The 20845-nt window shown below is 66.7% G+C and carries 21 protein-coding genes; 12 read left to right on the top strand and 9 right to left on the bottom strand.

Annotated elements, in window-relative coordinates; genetic code table 11:
- Position 1: 1 nt before the first annotated feature.
- Positions 2–1105, top strand: coding sequence for a two-component system response regulator (locus RTW82_RS16940; protein ID WP_316925775.1), 1104 nt, complete (start codon positions 2–4; stop codon positions 1103–1105).
- A 172-nt stretch (positions 1106–1277) separates the two neighbouring features.
- Here RTW82_RS16940 and RTW82_RS16935 read toward each other — a convergent pair whose 3' ends face one another.
- Positions 1278–1730, bottom strand: coding sequence for a Bro-N domain-containing protein (locus RTW82_RS16935; RefSeq protein WP_316925774.1), 453 nt, complete (start codon positions 1728–1730; stop codon positions 1278–1280).
- A 540-nt stretch (positions 1731–2270) separates the two neighbouring features.
- Between RTW82_RS16935 and RTW82_RS16930 the strand changes: the two genes are divergently transcribed.
- Both RTW82_RS16930 and RTW82_RS16925 read left to right on the top strand, forming a co-directional pair.
- Positions 2271–2948 (top strand): AraC family transcriptional regulator, encoded by a 678-nt coding sequence (locus RTW82_RS16930; RefSeq protein WP_316925773.1) that lies wholly within the window; start codon positions 2271–2273, stop codon positions 2946–2948.
- Between the two features lie 498 nt (positions 2949–3446).
- Positions 3447–4400, top strand: a complete 954-nt coding sequence (locus tag RTW82_RS16925) for an IS1595 family transposase (protein WP_316925772.1) — start codon at positions 3447–3449, stop codon at positions 4398–4400.
- A gap of 96 nt (positions 4401–4496) precedes the next feature.
- Here the strand turns inward: RTW82_RS16925 and RTW82_RS16920 are convergent, their stop codons facing one another.
- Positions 4497–5381 carry a sterol desaturase family protein gene (locus RTW82_RS16920; protein WP_316925771.1) on the bottom strand — a complete coding sequence of 295 codons (885 nt, stop codon included), beginning with the start codon at positions 5379–5381 and terminating at the stop codon, positions 4497–4499.
- Between the two features lie 167 nt (positions 5382–5548).
- Entirely contained in the window at positions 5549–5812 is a 264-nt protein-coding gene (locus RTW82_RS16915; RefSeq protein WP_316925770.1) for a YebG family protein, read from the bottom strand.
- A 269-nt stretch (positions 5813–6081) separates the two neighbouring features.
- On the opposite strand from RTW82_RS16915, the gene RTW82_RS16910 reads away from it, so the two are divergent.
- Positions 6082–6570 (top strand): phosphate-starvation-inducible protein PsiE, encoded by a 489-nt coding sequence (locus tag RTW82_RS16910; RefSeq protein WP_021222037.1) that lies wholly within the window; start codon positions 6082–6084, stop codon positions 6568–6570.
- Between the two features lie 22 nt (positions 6571–6592).
- On the opposite strand, the gene RTW82_RS16905 is transcribed toward RTW82_RS16910, so the two are convergent.
- Complete coding sequence (locus tag RTW82_RS16905) at positions 6593–6916, bottom strand: DUF3509 domain-containing protein (RefSeq protein WP_021222038.1); 324 nt, start codon at positions 6914–6916, stop codon at positions 6593–6595.
- 368 nt (positions 6917–7284) lie between these two features.
- Here RTW82_RS16905 and RTW82_RS16900 point away from each other — a divergent pair, with 368 nt between their 5' ends.
- Genes RTW82_RS16900 through RTW82_RS16890 form a run of 3 tightly spaced genes read left to right on the top strand, consistent with a single transcriptional unit; the run spans position 7285 to position 9424 of the window.
- The gene (locus RTW82_RS16900; protein WP_021222039.1) at positions 7285–7581 is read left to right on the top strand and encodes a DUF3649 domain-containing protein; all 297 of its coding nucleotides are present in this window, start codon (positions 7285–7287) and stop codon (positions 7579–7581) included.
- Positions 7578–9101, top strand: a complete 1524-nt coding sequence (locus tag RTW82_RS16895) for a PepSY-associated TM helix domain-containing protein (protein ID WP_316925769.1) — start codon at positions 7578–7580, stop codon at positions 9099–9101. The genes RTW82_RS16900 and RTW82_RS16895 overlap by 4 nt, the downstream gene beginning before the upstream one ends.
- A complete protein-coding gene (locus RTW82_RS16890; protein WP_316925768.1) occupies positions 9101–9424 on the top strand; it encodes a DUF3325 domain-containing protein in 324 nt (107 codons plus the stop codon). The genes RTW82_RS16895 and RTW82_RS16890 overlap by 1 nt, the downstream gene beginning before the upstream one ends.
- 190 nt (positions 9425–9614) lie before the next feature.
- Here RTW82_RS16890 and RTW82_RS16885 read toward each other — a convergent pair whose 3' ends face one another.
- From RTW82_RS16885 to RTW82_RS16875, 3 genes are all read right to left on the bottom strand, one after another.
- A complete protein-coding gene (locus tag RTW82_RS16885) occupies positions 9615–11798 on the bottom strand; it encodes a TonB-dependent receptor (RefSeq protein ID WP_316925902.1) in 2184 nt (727 codons plus the stop codon).
- A gap of 468 nt (positions 11799–12266) precedes the next feature.
- The gene (locus RTW82_RS16880; protein ID WP_316925767.1) at positions 12267–13229 is read right to left on the bottom strand and encodes a FecR domain-containing protein; all 963 of its coding nucleotides are present in this window, start codon (positions 13227–13229) and stop codon (positions 12267–12269) included.
- Positions 13229–13738, bottom strand: coding sequence for a sigma-70 family RNA polymerase sigma factor (locus tag RTW82_RS16875; protein ID WP_165676810.1), 510 nt, complete (start codon positions 13736–13738; stop codon positions 13229–13231). The genes RTW82_RS16880 and RTW82_RS16875 overlap by 1 nt, the downstream gene beginning before the upstream one ends.
- 172 nt (positions 13739–13910) lie before the next feature.
- Between RTW82_RS16875 and RTW82_RS16870 the strand changes: the two genes are divergently transcribed.
- Positions 13911–14309, top strand: coding sequence for a PA2779 family protein (locus tag RTW82_RS16870; RefSeq protein ID WP_111260070.1), 399 nt, complete (start codon positions 13911–13913; stop codon positions 14307–14309).
- Positions 14309–15265 (top strand): PA2778 family cysteine peptidase, encoded by a 957-nt coding sequence (locus RTW82_RS16865; protein WP_316925766.1) that lies wholly within the window; start codon positions 14309–14311, stop codon positions 15263–15265. The genes RTW82_RS16870 and RTW82_RS16865 overlap by 1 nt, the downstream gene beginning before the upstream one ends.
- A gap of 711 nt (positions 15266–15976) precedes the next feature.
- On the opposite strand, the gene RTW82_RS16860 is transcribed toward RTW82_RS16865, so the two are convergent.
- Entirely contained in the window at positions 15977–16357 is a 381-nt protein-coding gene (locus RTW82_RS16860) for a hypothetical protein (RefSeq protein ID WP_021221281.1), read from the bottom strand.
- 236 nt (positions 16358–16593) lie between these two features.
- Between RTW82_RS16860 and RTW82_RS16855 the strand changes: the two genes are divergently transcribed.
- The 3 genes from RTW82_RS16855 (at position 16594) to RTW82_RS16845 (ending at position 19641) form a co-directional block, all read left to right on the top strand.
- On the top strand, positions 16594–17889 hold the full coding sequence (locus RTW82_RS16855) for a serine/threonine protein kinase (RefSeq protein ID WP_316925765.1): 1296 nt from the start codon (positions 16594–16596) through the stop codon (positions 17887–17889).
- A complete protein-coding gene (locus RTW82_RS16850; RefSeq protein WP_021221283.1) occupies positions 17882–18649 on the top strand; it encodes a VacJ family lipoprotein in 768 nt (255 codons plus the stop codon). Before RTW82_RS16855 ends, RTW82_RS16850 begins: the two co-directional genes overlap by 8 nt.
- Positions 18650–18792: 143 nt before the next feature.
- Entirely contained in the window at positions 18793–19641 is an 849-nt protein-coding gene (locus RTW82_RS16845; RefSeq protein WP_021221284.1) for a pirin family protein, read from the top strand.
- On the opposite strand, the gene RTW82_RS16840 is transcribed toward RTW82_RS16845, so the two are convergent.
- Complete coding sequence (locus RTW82_RS16840) at positions 19638–20834, bottom strand: patatin-like phospholipase family protein (RefSeq protein ID WP_021221285.1); 1197 nt, start codon at positions 20832–20834, stop codon at positions 19638–19640. The genes RTW82_RS16845 and RTW82_RS16840 overlap by 4 nt on opposite strands.
- Positions 20835–20845 lie beyond the last annotated feature (11 nt).

The raw sequence follows: 20845 nt of genomic DNA, 5'->3' as shown, positions 1-20845 counted from the left end.
GATGCTCAACCTGATGGATCCCGACAGCAAACCTACCCTGCTGGTGGTCGACGACACGCCGGAGAATCTCTCGCTGCTCAGCGCGCTGTTGGGGCCCCACTACCGGGTCAAGGTCGCCATCAATGGCCAGCGGGCCCTGGACATCCTCACCTCGGGCACCCGGGTGGACCTCATCCTCCTCGACGTGGTGATGCCCCACATGGACGGCTACCAGGTGATGCAGGCGCTGCAGGAGATCCCCCAGGCGCGCGGCGTGCCGGTGATCTTCCTCACCGCCCAGGTGGAGGAGAGCGCCGAGGCCCACGGATTGGCTCTCGGGGCCGTGGACTACATCCACAAGCCCATCACCCCCGCCATCGTCCTCGCCCGGGTGCGCAACCACCTGGAGCTGAAGACCGCGCGGGACCTGCTCTACAACCAGAACGCCTACCTCGAACAGGAGGTGGAGCGGCGCACCCGGGAGAACGAGCTGATCCAGAACATCACCATCCACTCCCTCGCATCCCTCGCCGAAACCCGCGATAACGAGACCGGCAACCACATCCTGCGCACCCAGCACTACGTGAAGCTGCTGGCGGAGGAGTTGTGCGACCACCCGCGCTTCCAGGACGAACTCACGCCCAAGACCATCGACCTGCTGTTCAAATCCGCCCCCCTGCACGATATCGGCAAGGTCGGCGTGCCGGACCGGATCCTGCTCAAGCCGGGCAAGCTGGAGCCCGAGGAATTCGCCCAGATGAAGAACCACCCGATCCTGGGCAAGGAGGCCATCGTCCACGCGGAGGAGGCCCTGGGGGTGGAAGTGGAGTTCCTGCGCCTAGCCAAGGAGATCGCCTGCTACCACCATGAGAAATGGGACGGCAGCGGCTACCCGTCCGGGCTGGCCGGTGACGAGATCCCCCTTTCCGCTCGGCTCATGGCCCTGGCCGACGTATACGACGCGCTCATCAGCAAACGCTGCTACAAGGCCGCCATGCCCCACGACGAAGTGGTGCCGATCATCCTCGCGGGACGTGGCAACCACTTCGATCCGGACATCACCGACGCCTTCGCCCGCATCCACCCCCGGTTCCAGGACATCGCCCGGCGCTTCCACGACGACTAGACCAGGCGGCTCCAGACTGCTCCCACAGCAGGCGGCGTGCCCGTGGTCCGGGCTTCAGCCGGGGAAAGACCGAGCGGTACGAGCCTTCCCCGTGGGAGCGAATTCATTCGCGATCAGGCCTGGGGCACGGGACTTTGCGCTTGAAACCGCTTCCACCAAAAGCGACCTGCCTCTAGCCCAGCCGCACCAGACTCGGCATATCCCCCAGCGGCACCCAGAGTTCGCCCTGCCAGTTAAGCATCACCACCCGCGTACCCTGCCAGGCCAGCAACACCCGGCGCGGCACTTGGCCGTCGTGCTCATGGGCATCGCGCAGGGTGGGGATCACCTCGCGATTGAGCCAGCGCTCCAGCTGCGGATTCTCCGGGTGGCCGAAGCGAACCAGCGCCTTGTACAGGCCGGCCTCGCTGATCACATCCACCGGCTCCGCATGGCCGCTGGCGCACTCGATCAGCACCTGCCGGGCATGGCCGCTGCCAAGTCGGTGATGCAACTGCTGCGGGTGTTGCATGCCCAGGAGGCGGGCGAAATCCTCCGCGACGAACCAGGGCTGGTTATCCAGCATCAAGGCGCGCAGCGGGCGGTTGTGGCGGTAGAAGGTGAGGGGGATAAATGCATCGTGCATGGTGAAGCTCCACCTCCGGGTACAGGAGCCGCCACTCTGTTTCGTCAAGGTAAGGGTGGCGGACCACGCGGGGTTGACGAACCGGTGAGATGTAGACCGGCAGACCTGAGGGTCTCCCCGCGCAGTCCGCCATTGAGCGATGTGGAGGTTTGCAGGCACAACAGGCATACGCCGCCTTCCACATGTGCCAGTGGGCACGATGCGCCATCTCTTCGGGCCGTCAACGCCCGGTCGCGGGATTGACCGCGACCGCCGGAGGATAGGAAGGGGGGGCCACTCGAACAATCGGACTGCTGGGGAGATCGTCCCGTTTGCATGTCAGAAGATGGCGATGAAAGGAGGCGGAGCGCGTGAGGTTAGCGAACCGGCAGACCCGAAGGTCTCCTCACGCGACCCGCCATAACGCCAGGCAAATCGACAAGGACAGCACCCTAGGCAGACGACCTTCGAACTGCAATGGGCTTGGGCTCGGCAGCTTCCTCTTGCCCTATCGGCCTCCGCCCCCAATGCTGTCCGCCCCGCAACCGGCAGGACGCCGTGATGACCGAATCCCCCTGGCAAGGCGCACTCTGGCTGGCCCGCGATTTCTGCCTGATCGACGGCGCCAGCGGTGATGCCCGGCCCCACGCCCACTACGCCCACCAGGTGCTGCTGGCGCGCCAGTTGCCCCTGCAACTGCTGGTGGAAGGCGAGCCGGTGAGCGGCCAGGCAGTGCTGGTGGAGTCCATGCGCGAGCACGCGCTGACCCTGCCCGGGCAGGCGCTGGTGGCCATCTATGCCGAACCCCTGGCGTTCGCTCCGCAGGCCTTGCTGGCGTTGCTGGCCGACGCCGGTACGGATCTGCACACCCTGGCCGAACGCCTGCTCGCCGCGCCGCGCCCGATGCTGGACGCTCGCCTGCAACGGGCCCTAGGCGAGGTGGACGAGCTGCTGGCCGACAAGGTCAGCGCCCAGGCCCTGGCCAGCCGCGCCTGCCTCTCCCTCAGCCAGCTGGAGCGCCTGTTCGGCGAGCAGGTCGGCCTCTCCGTCCGCCGCCTGGTGCTTTGGCGCCGGCTGCGTCTGGCCCTGCGCCTGGCCCTCGAAGGCCAACCCCTCACCCAGGCCGCCCACGGCGCCGGCTTCGCCGACGCCGCGCACTTCTCCCGCACCATGCGCACCACCTTCGGCATCCGCGCCGACCGCAACCTCGGCAACCTGCAACTGCGTTTGATCGGTTGAGCGGAAGCATCCTGGGGCTGCCAGTGATGGGTTTCGCTGCGCTCTACGCCATCCTACGGGCCGTGCTTGCGAGGCATTGTTTCGCGGGTTTCACCCGCCCTACGGACTCACCGGGAAGCGCTGTTCAGCCCACGCGGTGCTCTTGCTGGTGGGCTGAAGCCCACCCGGCGGAGCTCATTGCGGCAGGTCGCACCTGTAGGGGCGAATTCATTCGCCCGCTTTTCGGGACGACGGGACATGCGTGTAGGTCGGGTACAACCCGACATTTGCGGTGCATGGCTTCGCGGGTTTCACCCGCCCTACGGACTCACCGGGAARCGCCGTGCCCGTAGGGTGGGCTTCAGCCCACGCGGTGCTCTTGCTGGTGGGCTGAAGCCCACCCGACGGAATTCATTGCGGCAGGCCGTACCCGTAGGGGCGAATTCATTGGCTCTGTCTGCGTTAAGTGTTGCTAGCTTCTAGACTTGTCGTTACGGCATCTCTTTCAGGAGGTCTGCCATGCGTGCGACAGAGTTTCGGAGCTGGCTATCTCGCCTGACTCAGCTCAAYCAAACCCAGCGGGATCAGCTTCAAACGCAGCTGTCCTGCCCCCAGGGCATGCTGGCGGAGGCGCTGGAGCCTCCCGAGCATTGCCCCCACTGCCAAGCCACRGCCTTACGCCCATGGGGKTCCAGTCACGGCTTGGCCCGCTACCGATGCCGAACCTGCAGGCGCACGTGCAATGCGCTGACGGGCACGCCATTGGCTCGACTGCGTCATCGGGAGTGTTGGGGGCGCTATGCCGAAGCCATGGTGAAAAGCCTGACGGTGCGCAAAGCCGCTGAACATTGCGAGGTTCACAAGAACACCGCATTCCGCTGGAGGCACCGTTTCTTGCGCTTGATCGCCGAGCATCGAGCACAGCATGAATCAGGGATTGTCGAGGCCGACGAGACTTTCTTCCTGGAGTCATTCAAAGGTCAGCGMAAACTGTCACGTCAGGCCCGCAAGCGCGGGGGCAGAGCACGGCGCAAAGGATTCACGGCCGAGCAGATCCCGGTCCTGGTGGTACGTGATCGGAGTGGGCAGCACGCCGACTTCCAGTTGAAACAACTCAATGCCGCGCACATAGGTGAAGTGCTACGGCCGTTGCTCGATCCCGACGCGGTGCTGTGCACGGACAGCGCCGCGATCTACCAGAGCTTCGCCAAGGCAGAGGGCATTACCCACCATCGCGTGAAYCTGCGCCAGAARCGCCGCACCGAYGGCGCCTTTCAYATCCAGAACGTCAACGCCTATCACGGCCGCYTGAAGCTCTGGATGAAGCGCTTCAACGGTGTYGCGACCAAGTACCTGGAGAACTACCTGGGCTGGCGACGCCTGCTTGAGCGTTATGGAAATGATCTCAACCCGTTGATTTGTATAAAGGAATCGCTCGGCAGCTATTCACTGCAACAGCTAACGCAGACATAGCCAATTCATTCGCCCGCTTTTAGGATCGTCGGACAGGCGTGTAGGTCGGGTGCAACCCGACATTTGCGACGCATGGTTTCGCGGGTTTCACCCGCCCTACGAACGCACCAACCCCTGGGGAATCTCCGGGGCGGGGTGTTCGCCCGTGCTTTCACGGAAGGGTTCGGCCAGTTGCGCGAGGTAGGCGTCGGGGTAGTCGGGGCGGCTGCCGATGCCGAGGTCGTCGCCGTGCATGCGGTAGTCGCTGTGGAAGGCGGTGCCCAGCAGGCGGTCCCAGAAACTGAAGAACAGGGCGAAGTTCACGTCGCCCGCGCGACCGTATTTCATGTGGTGGAAGCGGTGCACCGATGCCCAGGCGAACAGGTGGCGCAGGGCGCCGATGCGCATGTCGACGTTGCTGTGCTGGAGCAGCAGTTGCAGGGTGATGGCCAGGGCGAGGAGGGCGGCGACCTGTTCCGGCATGCCCAGCAGCAACAGCGGCAAGGTGCCGGCCAGAGCCTCGCAGCCCAGGTGCAGCGGGTGCTTCATCAGACCGTTGAAACCGTACATGCGTTTCACGCTGTGGTGCACCGCGTGCAGGCGCCAGAGGAAGCCGATGCGGTGGCTGGCGTAGTGCATCAGGGTGATGCCCAGGTCGGCGGCGAGGATGGCGACCAGCAGTTGCAGCGCCAGGGGCCAGTGGTGGGGCCAGAACCCGATGTCGGGCAGCAGCGCCGCACTCAGGGGGATGACCAGGATGCCCAGGCAGTTGAGCCCTTCGTTGACCAGCGCGTGCAGCGAGTCGCGCAGGCGGTCGCCGTGGTTGTGGTTCCAGGCCCGTTCATAGGGCAGCCAGGCTTCGGCGAGAAAGCAGACGGTGATGGCCGGTAGCAGCACCAGCAGCAACCAGGGCAAGGGCAGGTGCTCGGTCATCCACAGGGCCAGGGCGAGGAAGCCGAGGAGAAAGACCGGGGCATAGAGGCAGGCGAACAGACGGCGCATGGCGAAGCTCCTTCACAAGGGGCTTGCAGCATGCGATCGGGCGGTGGCCAGGGGCTTGAACAAACGGCGCAAGGTGCCGGCGCGGGCTTTTGCCGGGCATAAAAAAAGCCCGCTGGGGCAGCGGGCTCGGTGCAGGACGGGCATGCCTGCAATGAGGGGTGTTCGGGTCACTCGTCGGCGGGAGGGGCGTCCAGCTCGGCGAGGGCATCGGGTTGGTTCTTGAAGGCACGGGCGAAGATATCGCGGTTGCGGGCCATGAAGATGCCCAGCTCTTCGACCTGCTGCTCGCTCAGCGAGGGCACGGCCTTGTTCAGAACGGTGGCCAGGGATTCGGCCAGTTCGAGCATCTTGTCGTAACGGTCGGCTTCGGCTTTATCCATGAACAAGCGCTCCGGGTCGCGGCTGCTGCGGTACACCACTTCGACGGCCATTCATCACCTCTCACCTTTGAAATCGGTCTGTAAGATACTGGATGTGCGTACAGTATATGGGTCGGATTTCTCCGTCAACAGCTCTCATTCATAGGCCATGCCAGCGCCGCTGTCCTGCTCCTCGTCGCCCCCTGCGACAACCTGTCCCGTGGCGTTAGGCCGCACCCGCGCATCTCATGGGGCCGGGACCGCTGGCCTCCATCCTGCAAGGTCTGATCGTCATCCCGGTGATTCACCATCGCCACCAAGACGTACCGAGGAGCTGGATCGTGAAAATCAAATGGGCTGAAGAGTTGCGCGGCAACGTGCATGGGCTGGCCGAGTCGCTGGGCAACCTGCTGGTGGAGAGCTTCCACTACCTGGCGCTGTTCGCCATCGGGGGGATTACCGCCTGGGCGGCGGTGGTGGCATTCCTGGGGATGGTGGAGAAGGGGCACATCACGGTCGATGACATCCTGCTGCTGTTCATCTACCTGGAGCTGGGGGCGATGGTGGGGATCTACTTCAAGACCAACCACATGCCGGTGCGCTTCCTGATCTACGTGGCGATCACCGCGCTGACGCGCCTGCTGATCTCCGACGTTTCGCACCATAACCGCCCCGACGAGAGCATCGTGTATGTCTGCGGTGCGATCCTGCTGCTGGCGCTGTCGATCCTGGTGGTGCGCTTCGCCTCGTCACGCTTCCCCTCGGAAGCCAGCGACAGCGTCAACCCGCGGCGCCGCCTGCAGGTCACGCGCGGCGAAGAAGAGGCCTGAGCCCGAGCGCCCGTCCGGGCGCTCAGATGCCGACGGCGAGGGGGCCGGTGACCCGCCCGGGCTGGCGGTTGGCGATGGGCGGAATACTTTTGCCGCTGGTCATCGCGCTGAGCATTTCGCCGACGTTGTGCCCTTTTTCGATCGCGATCCCGAAACGGATGCTCTCGATCACCCGCTCCAGGCGCTTCTGGTCGTTGCGCTGCGCGGGGCTGATCATGCGCCGCGCCACCACGCCGCTTTCGTCCGTGAGGGTGAGCATGATGTTGCCGTCCAGGCGCTCCAGGCTGAGGTTGACCCGGTAATCGGCCTGGAAGGCATCGGTCAGAATCTGAAAGGGGTTGTACATGGCGAGCTACCTGAGTTGTTGACGCATGGAGCGATTGACTGGGTGTGGCTCTGCAAAGTTCGATCCGTGTTGACGAACGGAAAGCCGGGCACCTGACCGGCGTCGTGAATGGCCAACTCCGGGTCGTACGCCTGCCGTTGCGTGTATCCCGCCTTCCCCCATTGCCATTGCCGAATCCAGGCGCCTCCGTACGTGATCGACGAAGAATCTGCGGCAATCCTGCAGAAAGGAATTGCATTTCCTTAACAGGTGAAAATAATTCTCAGGTAGTTCTGCAGGCTCTCCGGTCTCACCCGGCCTCCAGGCCTGCCCAGCCTCCGACAACCGGCGCCACCTCCAACCGGTTGACCACTGATGAAAGGAACGACGTGAGCAAAGCCAACCCCTCCGCGCCCTGGGCCGTCGCCTCGCGCGTGCTGGCGGCGATCCTCGGCGGATATGCGGTGGCCTACGCGGCCACCGCCTTCCTCGCCGTCTATCTGCCGCTGATCCGTGCCGACCGGGTCACCTTCGCCAGCCTGGGCTGTTTCGCCGTGTACGCGGTGGCCATCCTCTACGCCTTCGGTGCCCGCTCGGCCCTGCGTGCCTGGCTGGTGCTCGGCGGCCTGACCCTGGTGCTGGCGCTCGCCGCCTTTGTCCCGGAAGGCTACGGGGTGCGCCCATGAGCCTGCGTCAATCCATGGCCGGCCTGCACACCTGGGGCGGGCTGCTGCCGTCCTGGCTGCTCTTCGTCATCCTCTTCGCCGGCAGCGTCGCCTGCTTCGACAAGGAGCTGGAACGCTGGATGCGCCCGACCCTGCACGAGGGGGGCGAGCACGCGCTGTCCATCGACCAGGTGCGTGACTGGCTGCTGGCCAAGGCGCCCGATGCCCACGCCCTGTGGATGCGCCCGCCGAGCGAGCGCGAGCCCTTCTGGTGGGCCGGCTACGAGCCGGCGGACGAGAGCGAGTTCCAGCGCTTCGCCCTCGACCCGGCCACGGGCGAGGTGCTGCCGGAAACCCTCGGCGGCAGCTTCTGGTTCGTCCTGCACTACAACCTTCACGCCGGGATGGCCGGCCTCTACATCGTCGGCCTCGCCGGCATGTTCATGCTGGTGGCGCTGATCAGCGGCATCATCATCCACCGGCGCTTCTTCAAGGACTTCTTCACCCTGCGGCCCAAGGCCAACGGCCAGCGCGCCTGGCTCGACGCCCACAACCTGTTCGGTGTGCTGGGGCTGCCGTTCCACCTGCTGATCGCCTACACCGGGCTGGCCATCTTCGTCATCTACTACATGCCCGCCGGCATGCAGGTGGCCTACAAGGGCGACACCACCACCTTCTTCAACGAGGTGATCGGCCAGTACAGCCGCGAGGATGTGAAGCGCCCGGCACCGCCGCCGGTATCCCTCGACGGCCTGGTGCTGGACGCCAAGCAGCGTTGGGGCGGTGGCGAGCCGGGCTGGATCAGCATCCACCACCCGGGCGACGAAGCGGCGGTGGTGGACATCCGCCGCTATGAGCGCAGCCGCGTGGTGGACTTCCTCTGGACCCTCTCCTACGACGCCGGCAGTGGCGAGCTGCTGCACGAGCAGAAACCCTACCTGGCCGGCTACCAGAGCTTCGTCTGGCTGAGCAACCTGCACATGGCCCAGTTCGGCGGGCAGATCGTCCGCGCCCTGTACCTGCTGCTGGGCCTGATGGGCTGCGCCATGGTGGTGGGCGGCCTACAGGTGTGGCTGACCAAGCGTGAGGCGCGCGGCAGCCGGGGTATCGGCCTGGTGCGTGCACTGAATGGCGCGGTGATCGGCGGCTTGCCCATCGCCAGCCTGGCGCTGCTCTGCGGTAACCGCCTGCTCCCCGCCGACCTGGCCGCTCGCGCCAGCGCGGAGGCCTATGTCTTCGTCGGCGCCTGGTTGCTGGTGGCGCTCTGGGCGGTGCTGCGGCGCAACAGCGGCCAGGTGGCGCGCGACCTGCTCGCCGTCTTCGCCCTGCTGGCTCTCGGCTTGCCGCTGCTCAATGCCTTCACCGGTGACCAGGCCAGCCTGCTGGCCAGCGCCGCCCGTGGCGACTGGGCGCTGGCGGGCATCGACCTGAGCCTGCTCGGCTGCGGCCTGCTCTGCGCAGCGCTGGCCTGGCGCCGCTCGCAACCCCGTGCCGTGCCCGCCCCGCGCGTGCGCCGCCAACTGGCAGAGGAGGGCGCCTGATGCTGCTGCTCGGATTCGCGTTCTGCTACCTGGCCATGACGGCGCTGAGCCTGGCCATGTCCCGCCACCACAAGGTGCTGTTCCTGGGCCCGCTGCCCGAGGCGCGGGTGCGCCTGCTGCGTGTCGTCGCGGTGTGTGCCTTTGCCATCGGCCTGGCCCTGGCGGTGAGTGACCAGGGCGGCGAGATCGGCACCATCCTCTGGCTCTGCCAGGTGATGCTTGCCGCTCTGCTGCTGGTGGCCCTGCTGGCCTGGCAAAGCCGCTGGGTGCTGCCCCTGGTGGCGCTACTGCCGCTGGGCGGTGGGGTGATGGCGCTGCTCTGATGGTCTGACGCTGGCGGGCCCGCTGGGCACCAACCTACATACAGCCCGTAGGATGGGTAGAGCGCAGCGAAACCCATGCTGTTTTGAAAGCCGGCTAAGTGCCGGCTTTTTCGCGAATGAATTCGCTCCCACGAAGTGTGGCCAACCTACACGCGTAGCCCGGGCTTCAGCCCGGGGCCTGCAAGGAGCATCAGAACTCGACGCTGTAGCTCAGGCTGTAGGTGCGGCCACGGCCGTGGTAGTCGAACAGGTCGGCGGTGGCGGCGGTGCCGTAGAACACCTGGGCGCGCTGGCCCCAGACGGTGGTGTAGTCCTTGTCCAGCAGGTTCTGGATGCCGACGTTGAGAGTACCCACCGGCAGGACCTGGCTGCCAAGGAGGTCGAAGGTGGTGTAGCCGTCGATCTTGTGGTCGTTGCCGTCGAAGGTGCCGCTGGCCAGGACGTTGCCGTCGTCGCTGAGGTTGAAGCTGCGCACGGCCTGCAGGCGCAGGCTGGTTTCGCCGTTCTGCCAGCCGGCGAAGGCGGTGAGCTTGGACGGGCTGGCGGCGGTGACGTCCTGCTTCTGCCAGCGGTTGGCGATCTTCTGCTGGGAACGGATGGCCAGGGCGCTGGCGCCGATCTGCCAGTTGTCGTTCAGCCAGTAGTTGGCCTGGCCTTCGAGGCCGTAGTTGCGCTTCTTGTTGTCCAGCTGCTCCACCAGCAGGGTGGTGCGGTTGTAGGTGATGCTCTTGTCCGACCAGGCGTAGAAGGCCGCCAGCTGGGCGTCCAGGCCGTCGGCGTAGTGGCGCCAGCCGAGTTCGATCTGCTTGGTCTTGATGCCGTCCAGGGCGGAGTCCTTGACGTTGACGTGGCGGCCCAGGGTCCAGTGGTTGCCCACCAGGGTGTAGCTGCCCTGGCCGTAGTACTTGGCCGGGTCGGGCAGTTCGAAGCCCTCGGAGTAGTTGGCCCACACCTGCTGCGCCTTGCTCAGCTTGTAGACGGCGCCGGCGTTGTACAGGTCCACCTGGTAATCCTTGGAGCCGCCCGGCACGGCGTCGGCGCTGGTGCCGTTGCCCTTGCTGATCTGCACCTGCTGGGCCGCGGCGACGAAAGAGCCCACGTCGTTGCCGATGCGCTGGTGGCGGATGCCGGCGGACAGGGTCAGGTCGTCGGTGGCTTTCCAGCTGGTCTGGGCGAACAGCGATTTGCTGTCGGTGTCGATGCCCGGGTAGCGGCCGATGCGCGCGTACTCATCGGCCACCAGCCCGCCGGTGGCGGCTGCGGTGGTCAGGTTGAACATGGCCTGGTCGGAGTCGAAGCTCTCCCACTCGAAGTCGGCGCCATAGGTCAGGCTGACACGGTCCCACTCCTTCACCAGCACGGACTTGAGGCCGAAGTAATCGGTGTCCTGCTGCGAGGCGGAATAGTAGGAGCGGTTGGTGTCGATGGCGCCGCTGGCGAAGGTGATGGAGGGGTACGGCTGGAAGGCCATCTCCTCGCTGCGGTAGTAGGCCTGCAGGTAGAAATCGTGGCCGAGCACTTCGGGCACGTGCCAGGTGGCGTTGAACTGCTGGCGCTCGGTGTGCGGTTCGCGGTCGAAGCTGGCGCCACCTTCCACCTCGAAGGGCGTCTGGCCGCGCAGGCCCTGGAAGTTGCGACCCAGGTTCACGCCCTTGTCGCCGTCGTAGCCGGAGTCGTACCACTGCATGCCGAGGTTGAGGCTCTGGCCGTTGGCGAAGGCGAAGTCCAGGCTGCCCATCACGTCCACCGCCTGGTTGTACTGCAGGTCGGTCTGGGTGATGTCGAGCATCACCTGGTCGCCGTTGCCGTCGTAGGCGGCGCCGTTCTTCTGGTAGGCCACCGAGAGACGGCCCTTGACCTCTTCGCTGCCGCCGCTCACCGACTGGGCCACGCGCCAGTCGTGGTCCTGATGGGTTTCGAAGCCGGTGCGCACGCCGACCTCGCTGTTGAAGCGCACATCACCCGCTTCGGCGCGCTTGGTGACGATGTTGATGATGCCGCCGGTGGCGCCGCCGCCGTACACGGCGCTGGCACCGGAGAGCACTTCGATGCGCTCGATGTTGAACGGGTCGATGGAGTCGAACTGGCGGCTGATGCCCCGGGAACTGTTCAGCGACACGCCGTCGATCATCACCAGGGCGCTGCGGCCGCGCATGTTCTGGCCGTAGTTGGTGCGCCCCTGGGGGCCGATGTCCATGCCCGGGATGAGTTGACCGAGGGCTTCCTTGAAGGGCACGCCGGCCTTGGTCTGTTCCTGCAACTGGTGGCTGTCGATCACCCACACGGTGCCTGGCAGCTCGCTGATGCTCACCGGCGCACGGGAGCCGATCACCACCTGGCGGTCGATTTCCAGGGCCGCGCCTTCGGCGGCCATGTGCAGGCTGAAGCCGCCTTCACCGGCCTCGGCGCGCAGGCCGCTGCCGGCGAGCAGGTGGTCGAGGCCCTCGGCCACGGCGAATTCGCCCTTCAGGCCCTGAGTGCTGCGGCCCTGGGTCAGCTCCGGGCTGAAGGCCAGCAGCACGCCGGCTTCGCGGCCGAAGCGGTTGAGCGCGGGCTCCAGGGCGCCAGCCGGGATGTCGAAGGCCTGACGCTGGTCGGCTCCGATCACCGCCTCCTGGGCGCTGGCGACGGTGGGCAGCCCGGTGGCGGCCAGGCTCAGGCCCAGCAGCAGTGGTTGCAGGGCGCGGGCCAGGGGCGTGCGGGTGAAGCGGCGGAGGGTCGGGTCGGCGTTCATGGCGGCACTCGTCGAGAGAGGGAAAGGGGGTTCTGCCTTCCCTGTCACGCGAGGCCGGGAAAAAGGTTCAGGTCGGTGGAATTTTTTTTCACAGGGCCGATGCGCGGCTCAGGAGGCGGCCCTGGGATGCACGCTGATCCAGTAGCGGGTGACGCTGCGCACCTCCACCGGCAGGGTGCGCGGCAGCAGGGCGAGGATGCGGTCGGTGTGGTCCAGCGGGTAGGTGCCGGACAGGCGCAGGTCGGCGATGGCCGGGTCGCAGCCGATGCGCCCGTGGCGGTAGCGGCCGAGTTCGGCGAGGAAGTCGCCCAGGCGCATGGAACTGGCCACCAGCATGCCGTTGATCCAGGCCACGCTGTTCTCGTCCACCGCCTGGGCCGCCCCGCTGCCACGGGCGTCGAGGTCCAGGCGCTGGCCGGGGTGCAACGCCAGGCGCTGGCCATGGCTGAACACCTGGGCATCGCCGGCGAACAGGCTGACCTGGCTGCGGCTGTCCTGCAGGCGCACGGCGAGGCGACCGCCGTTGAGCAGGACCAGCCCCTGGGGCGTTTCCACCCGCAGCGGGCGAGCCTCGTCCACCGCGTCCACCAGCATCTCGCCCTGGTGCAGGTGCAGCAGGCGCTGGCGGGCGTCGAAGCGGATATCCAGCGCGCTGTCGGTGTTCAGTGACAGGGTCGAGCCATCGTCCAGGGTCAGGTTCCGCCGCTCGCCCACGGCGGTGCTCTGGTCGGCGCGCAGGGCCAGCAGCGGCTCGCTGTCCCGCACCGCCAGGGCGCCGCCACCGGCGATCACCAGCAGGGTGAGCAGCTTCAGGGCGTCGCGACGGCCGCGCGAGGTGGGGGCATCCAGGGCGGCAAGAGCAGTGGGCGTGTTCAACCCGCGCAGGCCCTGGTTGACCGACTCGATACGCTGCCAGGCGCGCTCGTGCTCCGGGTCGGCGGCGCGCCAGCGTTGCCAGTCCTCCTCGCGCTGGCGCGACGGCGTGCCGTCCTGCAGCTCCACCAGCCACTGCACGGCCTGGGCGGCGACGGCGGGGGCGATGCGGTGCTCGCCGCTCTTGCGCAGGGCCATCAGAGGCACTCCGCGAAGTAGCAGCGCTCGGCGGCCTTGGCCATGTAGCGCTTGACGCTGGAGAGGGAGAGGCCGAGCTGTTCGGCGATCTCGGCGTAGGTGCAACCGTCCACCTGGGCCAGCAGGAAGACCTTCTTGGCTTGGGGCGGCAGGCCGTCGAGCAGGCGGTCCAGCTCCACCAGGGTCTCCAGGATGATGGCGCGGGCCTCCTCGCTGGGGGCCTCGTCCTCCGGCAGCGCGGCGAGGGCCAGCAGGTAGGCGCGCTCGATGTCCTGGCGGCGGTAGTGGTTGGCCAGCACGCGCTTGGCGAGGGTGGTGAGGAACGCCCGGGGTTCGAGGATGCGGTGCGCCTCGCGCCCCAGCAGCACCTTGAGGAAGGTGTCTTGGGCCAGGTCGGCAGCACTCTGCGGGCAGCCGAGCTTGCGCTGCAGCCAGTGGCGGAGCCAGCCGTTGTGGTCGCTGTAGAGCTTGTGCAACGCCTGCTCGGGGGCTGCCGGGCTGTGGGTCAAGGAGGGCTCCGGAAGGGGGATTCGGCAATGGATCAAATAGGAATGCTTCGCATTCTATTTGTGCCGTGGCCATTGCGCAATGCGGCGGTGAACACCGGGCGATCGGACGGTGGAACCCGGGAAGCGAGGCGCGGGTCAATCGATCACAACAACAGAATCCAGGAGAACCACCATGCTCAATCCCGCCATCAACCGCCGACTCGCCGCCGTGCTGGTCGCCAGCCAACTCACCTTCTTCGCCCAGGTGCCGCTGGCCCAGGCCGCCATGATCGGTACGCCCCAGGCGCTGCAGGAACAGCAGCAGCAGGTCGACCGCGCGCAGCTGCGCGGCATGCTCGACAACCAGGACGTGCAGAAGAAGTTGCAGGAGTACGGGGTGCCCCGCGAGCAGGTGGAGGCGCGCATCAACAGCCTCACCCCGGCCGAGCTGGCGCAGTTCAACCAGCAGCTGCAGCAGGAGCCCGCCGGTGCCGGCGTGGTCGGCATCATCGTGCTGTTCCTGGTGATCTTCATCATCACCGACATGCTCTGCGCCACGGATATCTTCAGCTTCATCAAGTGCATCCGTTGATGCGTGTGCTGCGGCCGGGGCTCCTCGCCCTGGCCGTGCTGCTCGGCGGTTGCGCCAGCGGCCCGCTGCTGCCCCCGCAGAGCGAGCGGCTGCCCGAGCGCATCGAGCTGGTGGACGTGCCCTTCTACCCGCAGGAGGACTACCAGTGCGGCCCGGCGGCGCTGGCCACGGTGCTGGTGCACCGCGGCGTGGCCACCTCGCCGGAGGCGCTGGTGCCCAAGGTCTACCTGCCCGAGCGGCGCGGCAGCCTCAAGCTGGAACTGGTGGCGGCGGCGCGGCAGAGCGGCATGCTGGTCTACCCGCTGCAACCCAGCCTGGATGCCCTGCTGGCCCAGGTGGCGGCGGGCAACCCGGTGCTGGTGATGCAGAACCTCGGCCTCGACTGGTACCCGCAATGGCACTTCGCGGTGGTGGTCGGCTATGACCGTGCGAAGGACGAGCTGGTGCTGCGTTCGGCCACCACACGGCGCTGGATCACCGACCTGCGCAGTTTCGATCGCACCTGGGCGCGCGCCGAGCGCTGGGCGGTGGTGACCCTGCCCCCCGAGCAACTGCCGGCCGAGCCGCGCCTGGAAGCCTGGATGCAGGGTGCCAGCGACCTGGAACAGACCGGCCAGCGCGAACGCGCCGAACGGGCCTACCTCACGGCTTCCGGGCACTGGTACCGCGAGCCGCTGCCGTTGTTCGCCCTGGCCAATGCGCGCTACTCCGAGGGCGACCGCGAGGGCGCGGAGAAGGCCCTGCGCCAGAGCATCACCCGCAAGCCGGACTATGCCCTGGGCTGGTTCAACCTCTCCGAGCTGCTGGTCGAACGCGGCTGCCCGGGTCAGGCCGAACAGGCCCGCGCCTGCGCCCGCCAGCTGGCCCCGGACGACACGCGCATGGCCGCACCCCTCGGTGACGCAGCCAAGGCCGGCGGCCGTTGTGAAGCCGTGCCGGCGTGCGGGGGGCAATGATTTCCCTGTAGGGGCGAATTCATTGGCTCTGTCGGCGTTAGCTGTTGTGGTTTTAATGCAAGTGCTCAAGCACGGTGCTTTCCGGGCACCAAAGGATTTCTGCCACCGCCACAGCATGGGTTTCGCTTCGCTCTACGCCATCCTACGAAAGCCGCCGTTAGGGGGACGAGCGGCATGGATGCCGCGAGAGGCGCGCCAGGCCATGGATGGCCCATCGCGCCGGCCCCCAGAGCAACGATGGAGTGAGGGAACCCCGGCGAAGCCGGGGCCGGATGATGGGGCAAGCCCTTTTGGTTCCTTTTAAGTGGTTCGGCATTCCGACGATTGTTAAAAGGGACTCGCCCGGGGGGGCGAAATCAGAAGCACCAACAAAACTCGGCAATCAGCTGGGTCCAAATCTTCTAGCAACACTTAACGCAGACAGAGCCAATGAATTCGCCCACGACAACGCCCCAGGGCATCCCGCACACAAACAACGGGTTGCACCCGACCTACAGGCTCACCCACGCCATGTAGGGGCGACTTCAGTCGCCAAGCAGGCCGCAGGGCTGCCACTGCAGGGTGTTCCCCGGCAGCACCGCCTGGTGGATGAGAAGAGCGCCATCCACCCTACACAGCCCGACGCAACGAAGCCGAACCCGGCCATGCCGCCCCAACCCACAGGCGAAAAAAAGGACGCCGAAGCGTCCTTTTTCATTCCGCGCCGCGTCTTCAGGCGATGCTCAGCCCGCCACGCGGTGCGCGCACCAGGCGCAGGGCGGCGATGACGATGGCGAACACGCCGAGGCTGGCGCTGTAGAGCACCAGGGCCGGCAGGGCGAAGAGCATGGCCGCCACGCCCAGGCCCCAGCCGGCGCGGCCGGGTACGAAGAAGGCGACCAGGGACAGCACCAGGGCGCTCCAGGCGATGACGCGGAAGTGGATGAGCAGGCCGAGGTTGGCGCGCACCTGGCATTCCCAGCGCTGGGCATTATCGACGCACAGGCCGACCCACTGGCCGTCCTCCATCAGGCCGTAGCGCAGGCCATAGCTGGCCGCCAGCCAGAGCGACAGGACCACCAGCAGGATGATCAGGGGCAGACGGCGTGACATGGTTCTCTCCGAAGAATTGAAAGCGGCGCCAAGGATAAACGCACGCTCGCCGTATGCAAGACAAAGTCTGTAAACAGCGCTAACAAGGAGGCCTGGACCCGCCGTTGCGCCGGGTGCATGCTGTCCGGCGCCCCGTGAAGGCATTTCGCCTTCCCTCATGGCACTTTGGCGAGCCCGCACTTGTCATAGCATCGGTATCCCCTCAGCCCGACTTCCTGCAAAGGGACTTGAACCTCATGCTCCGTCTCCGCCTCGCTGCCCTGCTCGGCAGCCTGCTTCTGAGTGCCCCGCTGTGGGCGGCCGATATAGATGCTGCCGGCTATGGCTTCCCGCTGACCAACCCGTTCGAGGCGACCATCGCCACCACGCCACCGGAGCTGCGCCCCGACCTGCCGGCGGACGAGGACATCGACCAGGCCGACTACGACCTCAAGCTGCGCCCCGAGCGCGAGTTCAAGCTGCCGGACAACTTCTGGCCGGTGAAGACCCTGCGTTACCGCCTGGCCCAGCAGGACCACGCCGCGCCGCTGATTTTCATCATCGCTGGCACCGGGGCCCACTATTCCAGCAGCCAGGCCGAGTACCTGAAGCGGCTGTTCTACGGCGCCGGCTTCCACGTGGTGCAGCTGTCCTCGCCCACCAGCTACGACTTCATGGCCGCCGCCTCGCGCTTCGCCACGCCGGGGCTTTCCAACGAAGACGCCGACGACCTCTACCGGGTGATGCAGGCCGTGCGCGCCCAGCACCCGAAACTGCCGGTCACCGAGTACCACCTCACCGGCTACAGCCTCGGCGCCCTCGAGGCGGCCTTCGTCAGCAAGCTCGACGAGACCCGCCGCAGCTTCAACTTCAAGCGCGTGCTGCTGCTCAACCCGCCGGTGAACCTCTACACCTCCATCACCAACCTCGACCGCCTGGTGCAGACCCGGGTCAAGGGCATCGACGACAACACCACCTTCTACCAGGTGGTGCTGGGCAAGCTGACCCGCTACTTCCAGCAGCGCGGCTACGTCGACCTCAACGACGCCCTGCTCTACGATTTCCAGCAATCCAAGCAGAAGCTCTCGGACGAGCAGATGGCGATGCTCATCGGCACCTCCTTCCGCTTCTCCTCCTCGGACATCGCCTTCACCTCGGACCTGATCAACCGTCGCGGCCTGATCACCCCGGTGAAACTGCCGATCACCGAAGGCACCAGCCTCACGCCCTTCTTCAAGCGCGCGCTGCAGTGCGACTTCGACTGCTACATCACCGAGCAGCTGATTCCCTTCTGGCGCGCCCGCTTCGACGGTGGCAGCCTCACCCAACTGATCAACCAGGTGAGCCTCTACGGCCTGGAGGATTACCTGAAACAGAGCGGGAAGATCGCCGTGATGCACAACGCCGACGACGTCATCCTCGGCCCGGGCGACCTGGGCTTCCTGCGCCGCACCTTCGGCGACCGCCTGACCGTCTACCCCCATGGCGGCCACTGCGGCAACCTCAACTACCGCGTCAACAGCGACGCCATGCTGGAGTTCTTCCGTGGCTAAGCACGTTCTCCTCCTCGCCCTGCTGCTGGCCAGCGCCCCCCTTCTCGCCGACGAGCGCCAGGAGCCGGATGGCTTCACCGAGCCGCTCCAGCGCTTGCAGTTCAACCCCGGGCTCGACCAGCGCGAATTCGAGCGCTCCACCTTCGACGCCCTGGAGGTCTACGACCCGCTGGAGTCCTGGAACCGACGCGTCTACCACTTCAACTACCGCTTCGACCAATGGGTGTTCCTGCCCGTGGTGCGCGGCTACACCTACGTCACCCCGCGCTTCGTGCGCAGTGGCGTGAGCAACTTCTTCAGCAACCTGGGTGATGTGCCCAACCTGCTCAACAGCCTGCTGCAGTTCAAGGGCCAGCGTTCGATGGAAGTCACCGGGCGCCTGCTGCTCAACACCACCCTAGGCGTGGCCGGGCTCTGGGACCCGGCCACGATGATGGGCCTGCCCAAGCAGAGCGAGGACTTCGGCCAGACCCTGGGCTTCTACGGCCTCGGTGCCGGGCCCTACCTGATGCTGCCGATCCTCGGCCCCTCCAACCTGCGCGACACCGGCGGCCTGGTGGTGGACTTCGTGGCAGACAACCAGATCAACTTCCTCAACGTGCCCGAGGTCAGCCGCGACCACCCGGAGATCAGCCTGCTGCGGGCGGTGGACAAGCGCTACACCACCAGCTTCCGCTACGGCCAGCTCAACTCGCCCTTCGAGTACGAGAAGATCCGCTACGTGTACACCGAGTCGCGCAAGCTGCAGATCGCCGAGTGATGCAGCCCCCGGCTGGCGCCGACCATGGCGCCAGCCGGGGGCTTAGAACCCATCCAACGGCTCGATAGGAACCACGCAAAATCACGCACCATCGATTCGATTCCCTGGATTAGCATCGCCCCATTCTTTCCAGGGAGGCTCCTATGAACCGCTATCGCCAGATCATCGAACAACGCCCCGGCCAGCCCGCATCCGACGGCGCCGGGGTCAACCTGACCCGCGTCTTCGCCGAGCAGGGCATTCCGCGCTTCGACCCCTTCCTGATGCTCGACGAGTTTGGCTCGGCCAACCCGGACGACTACGTCGCCGGCTTCCCGCCCCACCCCCATCGAGGCTTCGAGACCATCACCTACATGATCGAGGGACGCATGCGCCACGAGGACCACCTGGGCAACGTCGGCCTGCTGGAGAACGGCGGCGTGCAGTGGATGACCGCCGCGCGCGGCATCATTCACAGCGAGATGCCGGAGCAGCAGGAGGGCGTGATGCGCGGCTTCCAGATCTGGCTCAACCTGCCGGGCAAGGACAAGCTGGGCGACCCGGGCTACCGCGACTTCGCACCACATGAAATCCCGCGCCTGCGCACCTCGGGCGGCGTCGACGCGCTGGTGATCGCCGGGCACTTCGATGACGGCGAGCAGCAACAGGACGGCGCCGTGCAGCGCCCGCACACCGAACCGCAGCTGTTCGACCTGCACCTGCAGGCCGGCAGCCACGCGGCCCCGCGCCTGGCGGATGGCTTGCGGGTGCTGCTCTACGTCTACGAGGGCGAGGTGCACGTCAACGGCAACCCGGTGGCCAAGGGTCGCCTGGTGCGCCTCTCGGAGCAGGGTGCGCTGGAACTGGCCAGCACCGAGGGTGCCCGTGTGTTGCTGCTCGCCGGTCGCCCTTTGGGGGAGCCCATCGTGCAGTACGGCCCCTTCGTGATGAACACTCGTGAGGAAATCGAACAGGCCCTGCGCGACTACCGCGACGGCCGCCTGGCGGGCTAGTAGGCCACCGGCGTCGGCAGCACCGACGCCGTCTCCAGGCCGAGGAAGCTTTGCAGGTCGGCCTTCTGCGCCATGGCGTCCTGGTAGCCCAGCTCGATCAGTTCATTGCAGTAGCCGGGTTCGAACAGCAGGTAACTGATCACTCCGGCACCACTGGCCTTGGTCGCTCCCGGCCCACGCAGGAAGGTGCGGATCGCCCGCGGCATCTCGCGGCGGTGACGCGCGGCGATGGTGTCCAGCGGCTGGCTCGGCGAAATCACCAGCACCTCCACAGGCTTCAGGCCCAGGTTTCGCGGGCGCTGCCCGGCGGGGATCGCCTGGCTCAGCTGGTTGATGCGCTCCAGCAGCTCGATGTCGCTTTCCAGGTTGTCGATGAAGGTGCTGTTGAGCATGTGCCCGCCGATCTGCGCCAGGCTCGGCGGGTTGCCCGTACTGGCGCGCACCACACCATCGTTGACGTTGCCCACCCGCGGGTTGCCACTCACCCCCACCACCAGGATGCGATTGGCCCCCAGGTGCAGCGCCGGGCTGATGGGCGCCGACTGGCGCACCGCGCCGTCACCGAAGTATTCGCGGTTGATTCGCACCGGCGGGAAGATCAGCGGAATGGCCGCACTGGCCAGCAGGTGGTCAAGCGCCAGGCGCGTGGGCACGCCGACGCGGCGGTGGCGGAACCAGGGGTCGATGGTGGCGCGGCCCTGGTAGAAGGTCACCGCCTGGCCGGACTCGTAGCCGAAGGCGGTCACCGCCACGGCCCGCAACTGGCGCAGGCGTACGGCGGCGGCGATGCCGGTGAAGTCCAGCTCGCGCTCCAGCAGGCCGCGCAGGGGGGCGTTGTCCAGCAGCGCCACCGGCGCGTGGCGGTTCATCCCCAGCAGGCTGTGACCGAGGAAGCGCGCGCTCTGGCGCAATACACCGGGCCAGTCGCTGCGGTACACCTGGGAGGTGTGGAAGCCTTGCCAGACGGCGGTGAGGCGGCGGATCGCCTCGCTGAAATGCAGGGCACCGCAGGCCAGGCCCACGGCGTTGATAGCGCCGGCCGAGGTGCCGACTATCACCGGGAAGGGGTTGTGCATCGAGTCGGGCAGCAGGTCGGCGATCGCCGCCAGCACGCCCACCTGGTAGGCCGCTCGCGCGCCGCCGCCCGAGAGGATGAGTCCGGTCACGGGCTTGGTTGCGGCGGGTTCACTCATGAAAGGCTTCC

This window comes from Pseudomonas sp. zfem005 (genome assembly GCF_032621735.1).
GTDB classification, from domain to species: Bacteria; Pseudomonadota; Gammaproteobacteria; order Pseudomonadales; family Pseudomonadaceae; genus Metapseudomonas; species Metapseudomonas solani.
This window is presented reverse-complemented; position numbering and strand designations above follow the sequence as displayed.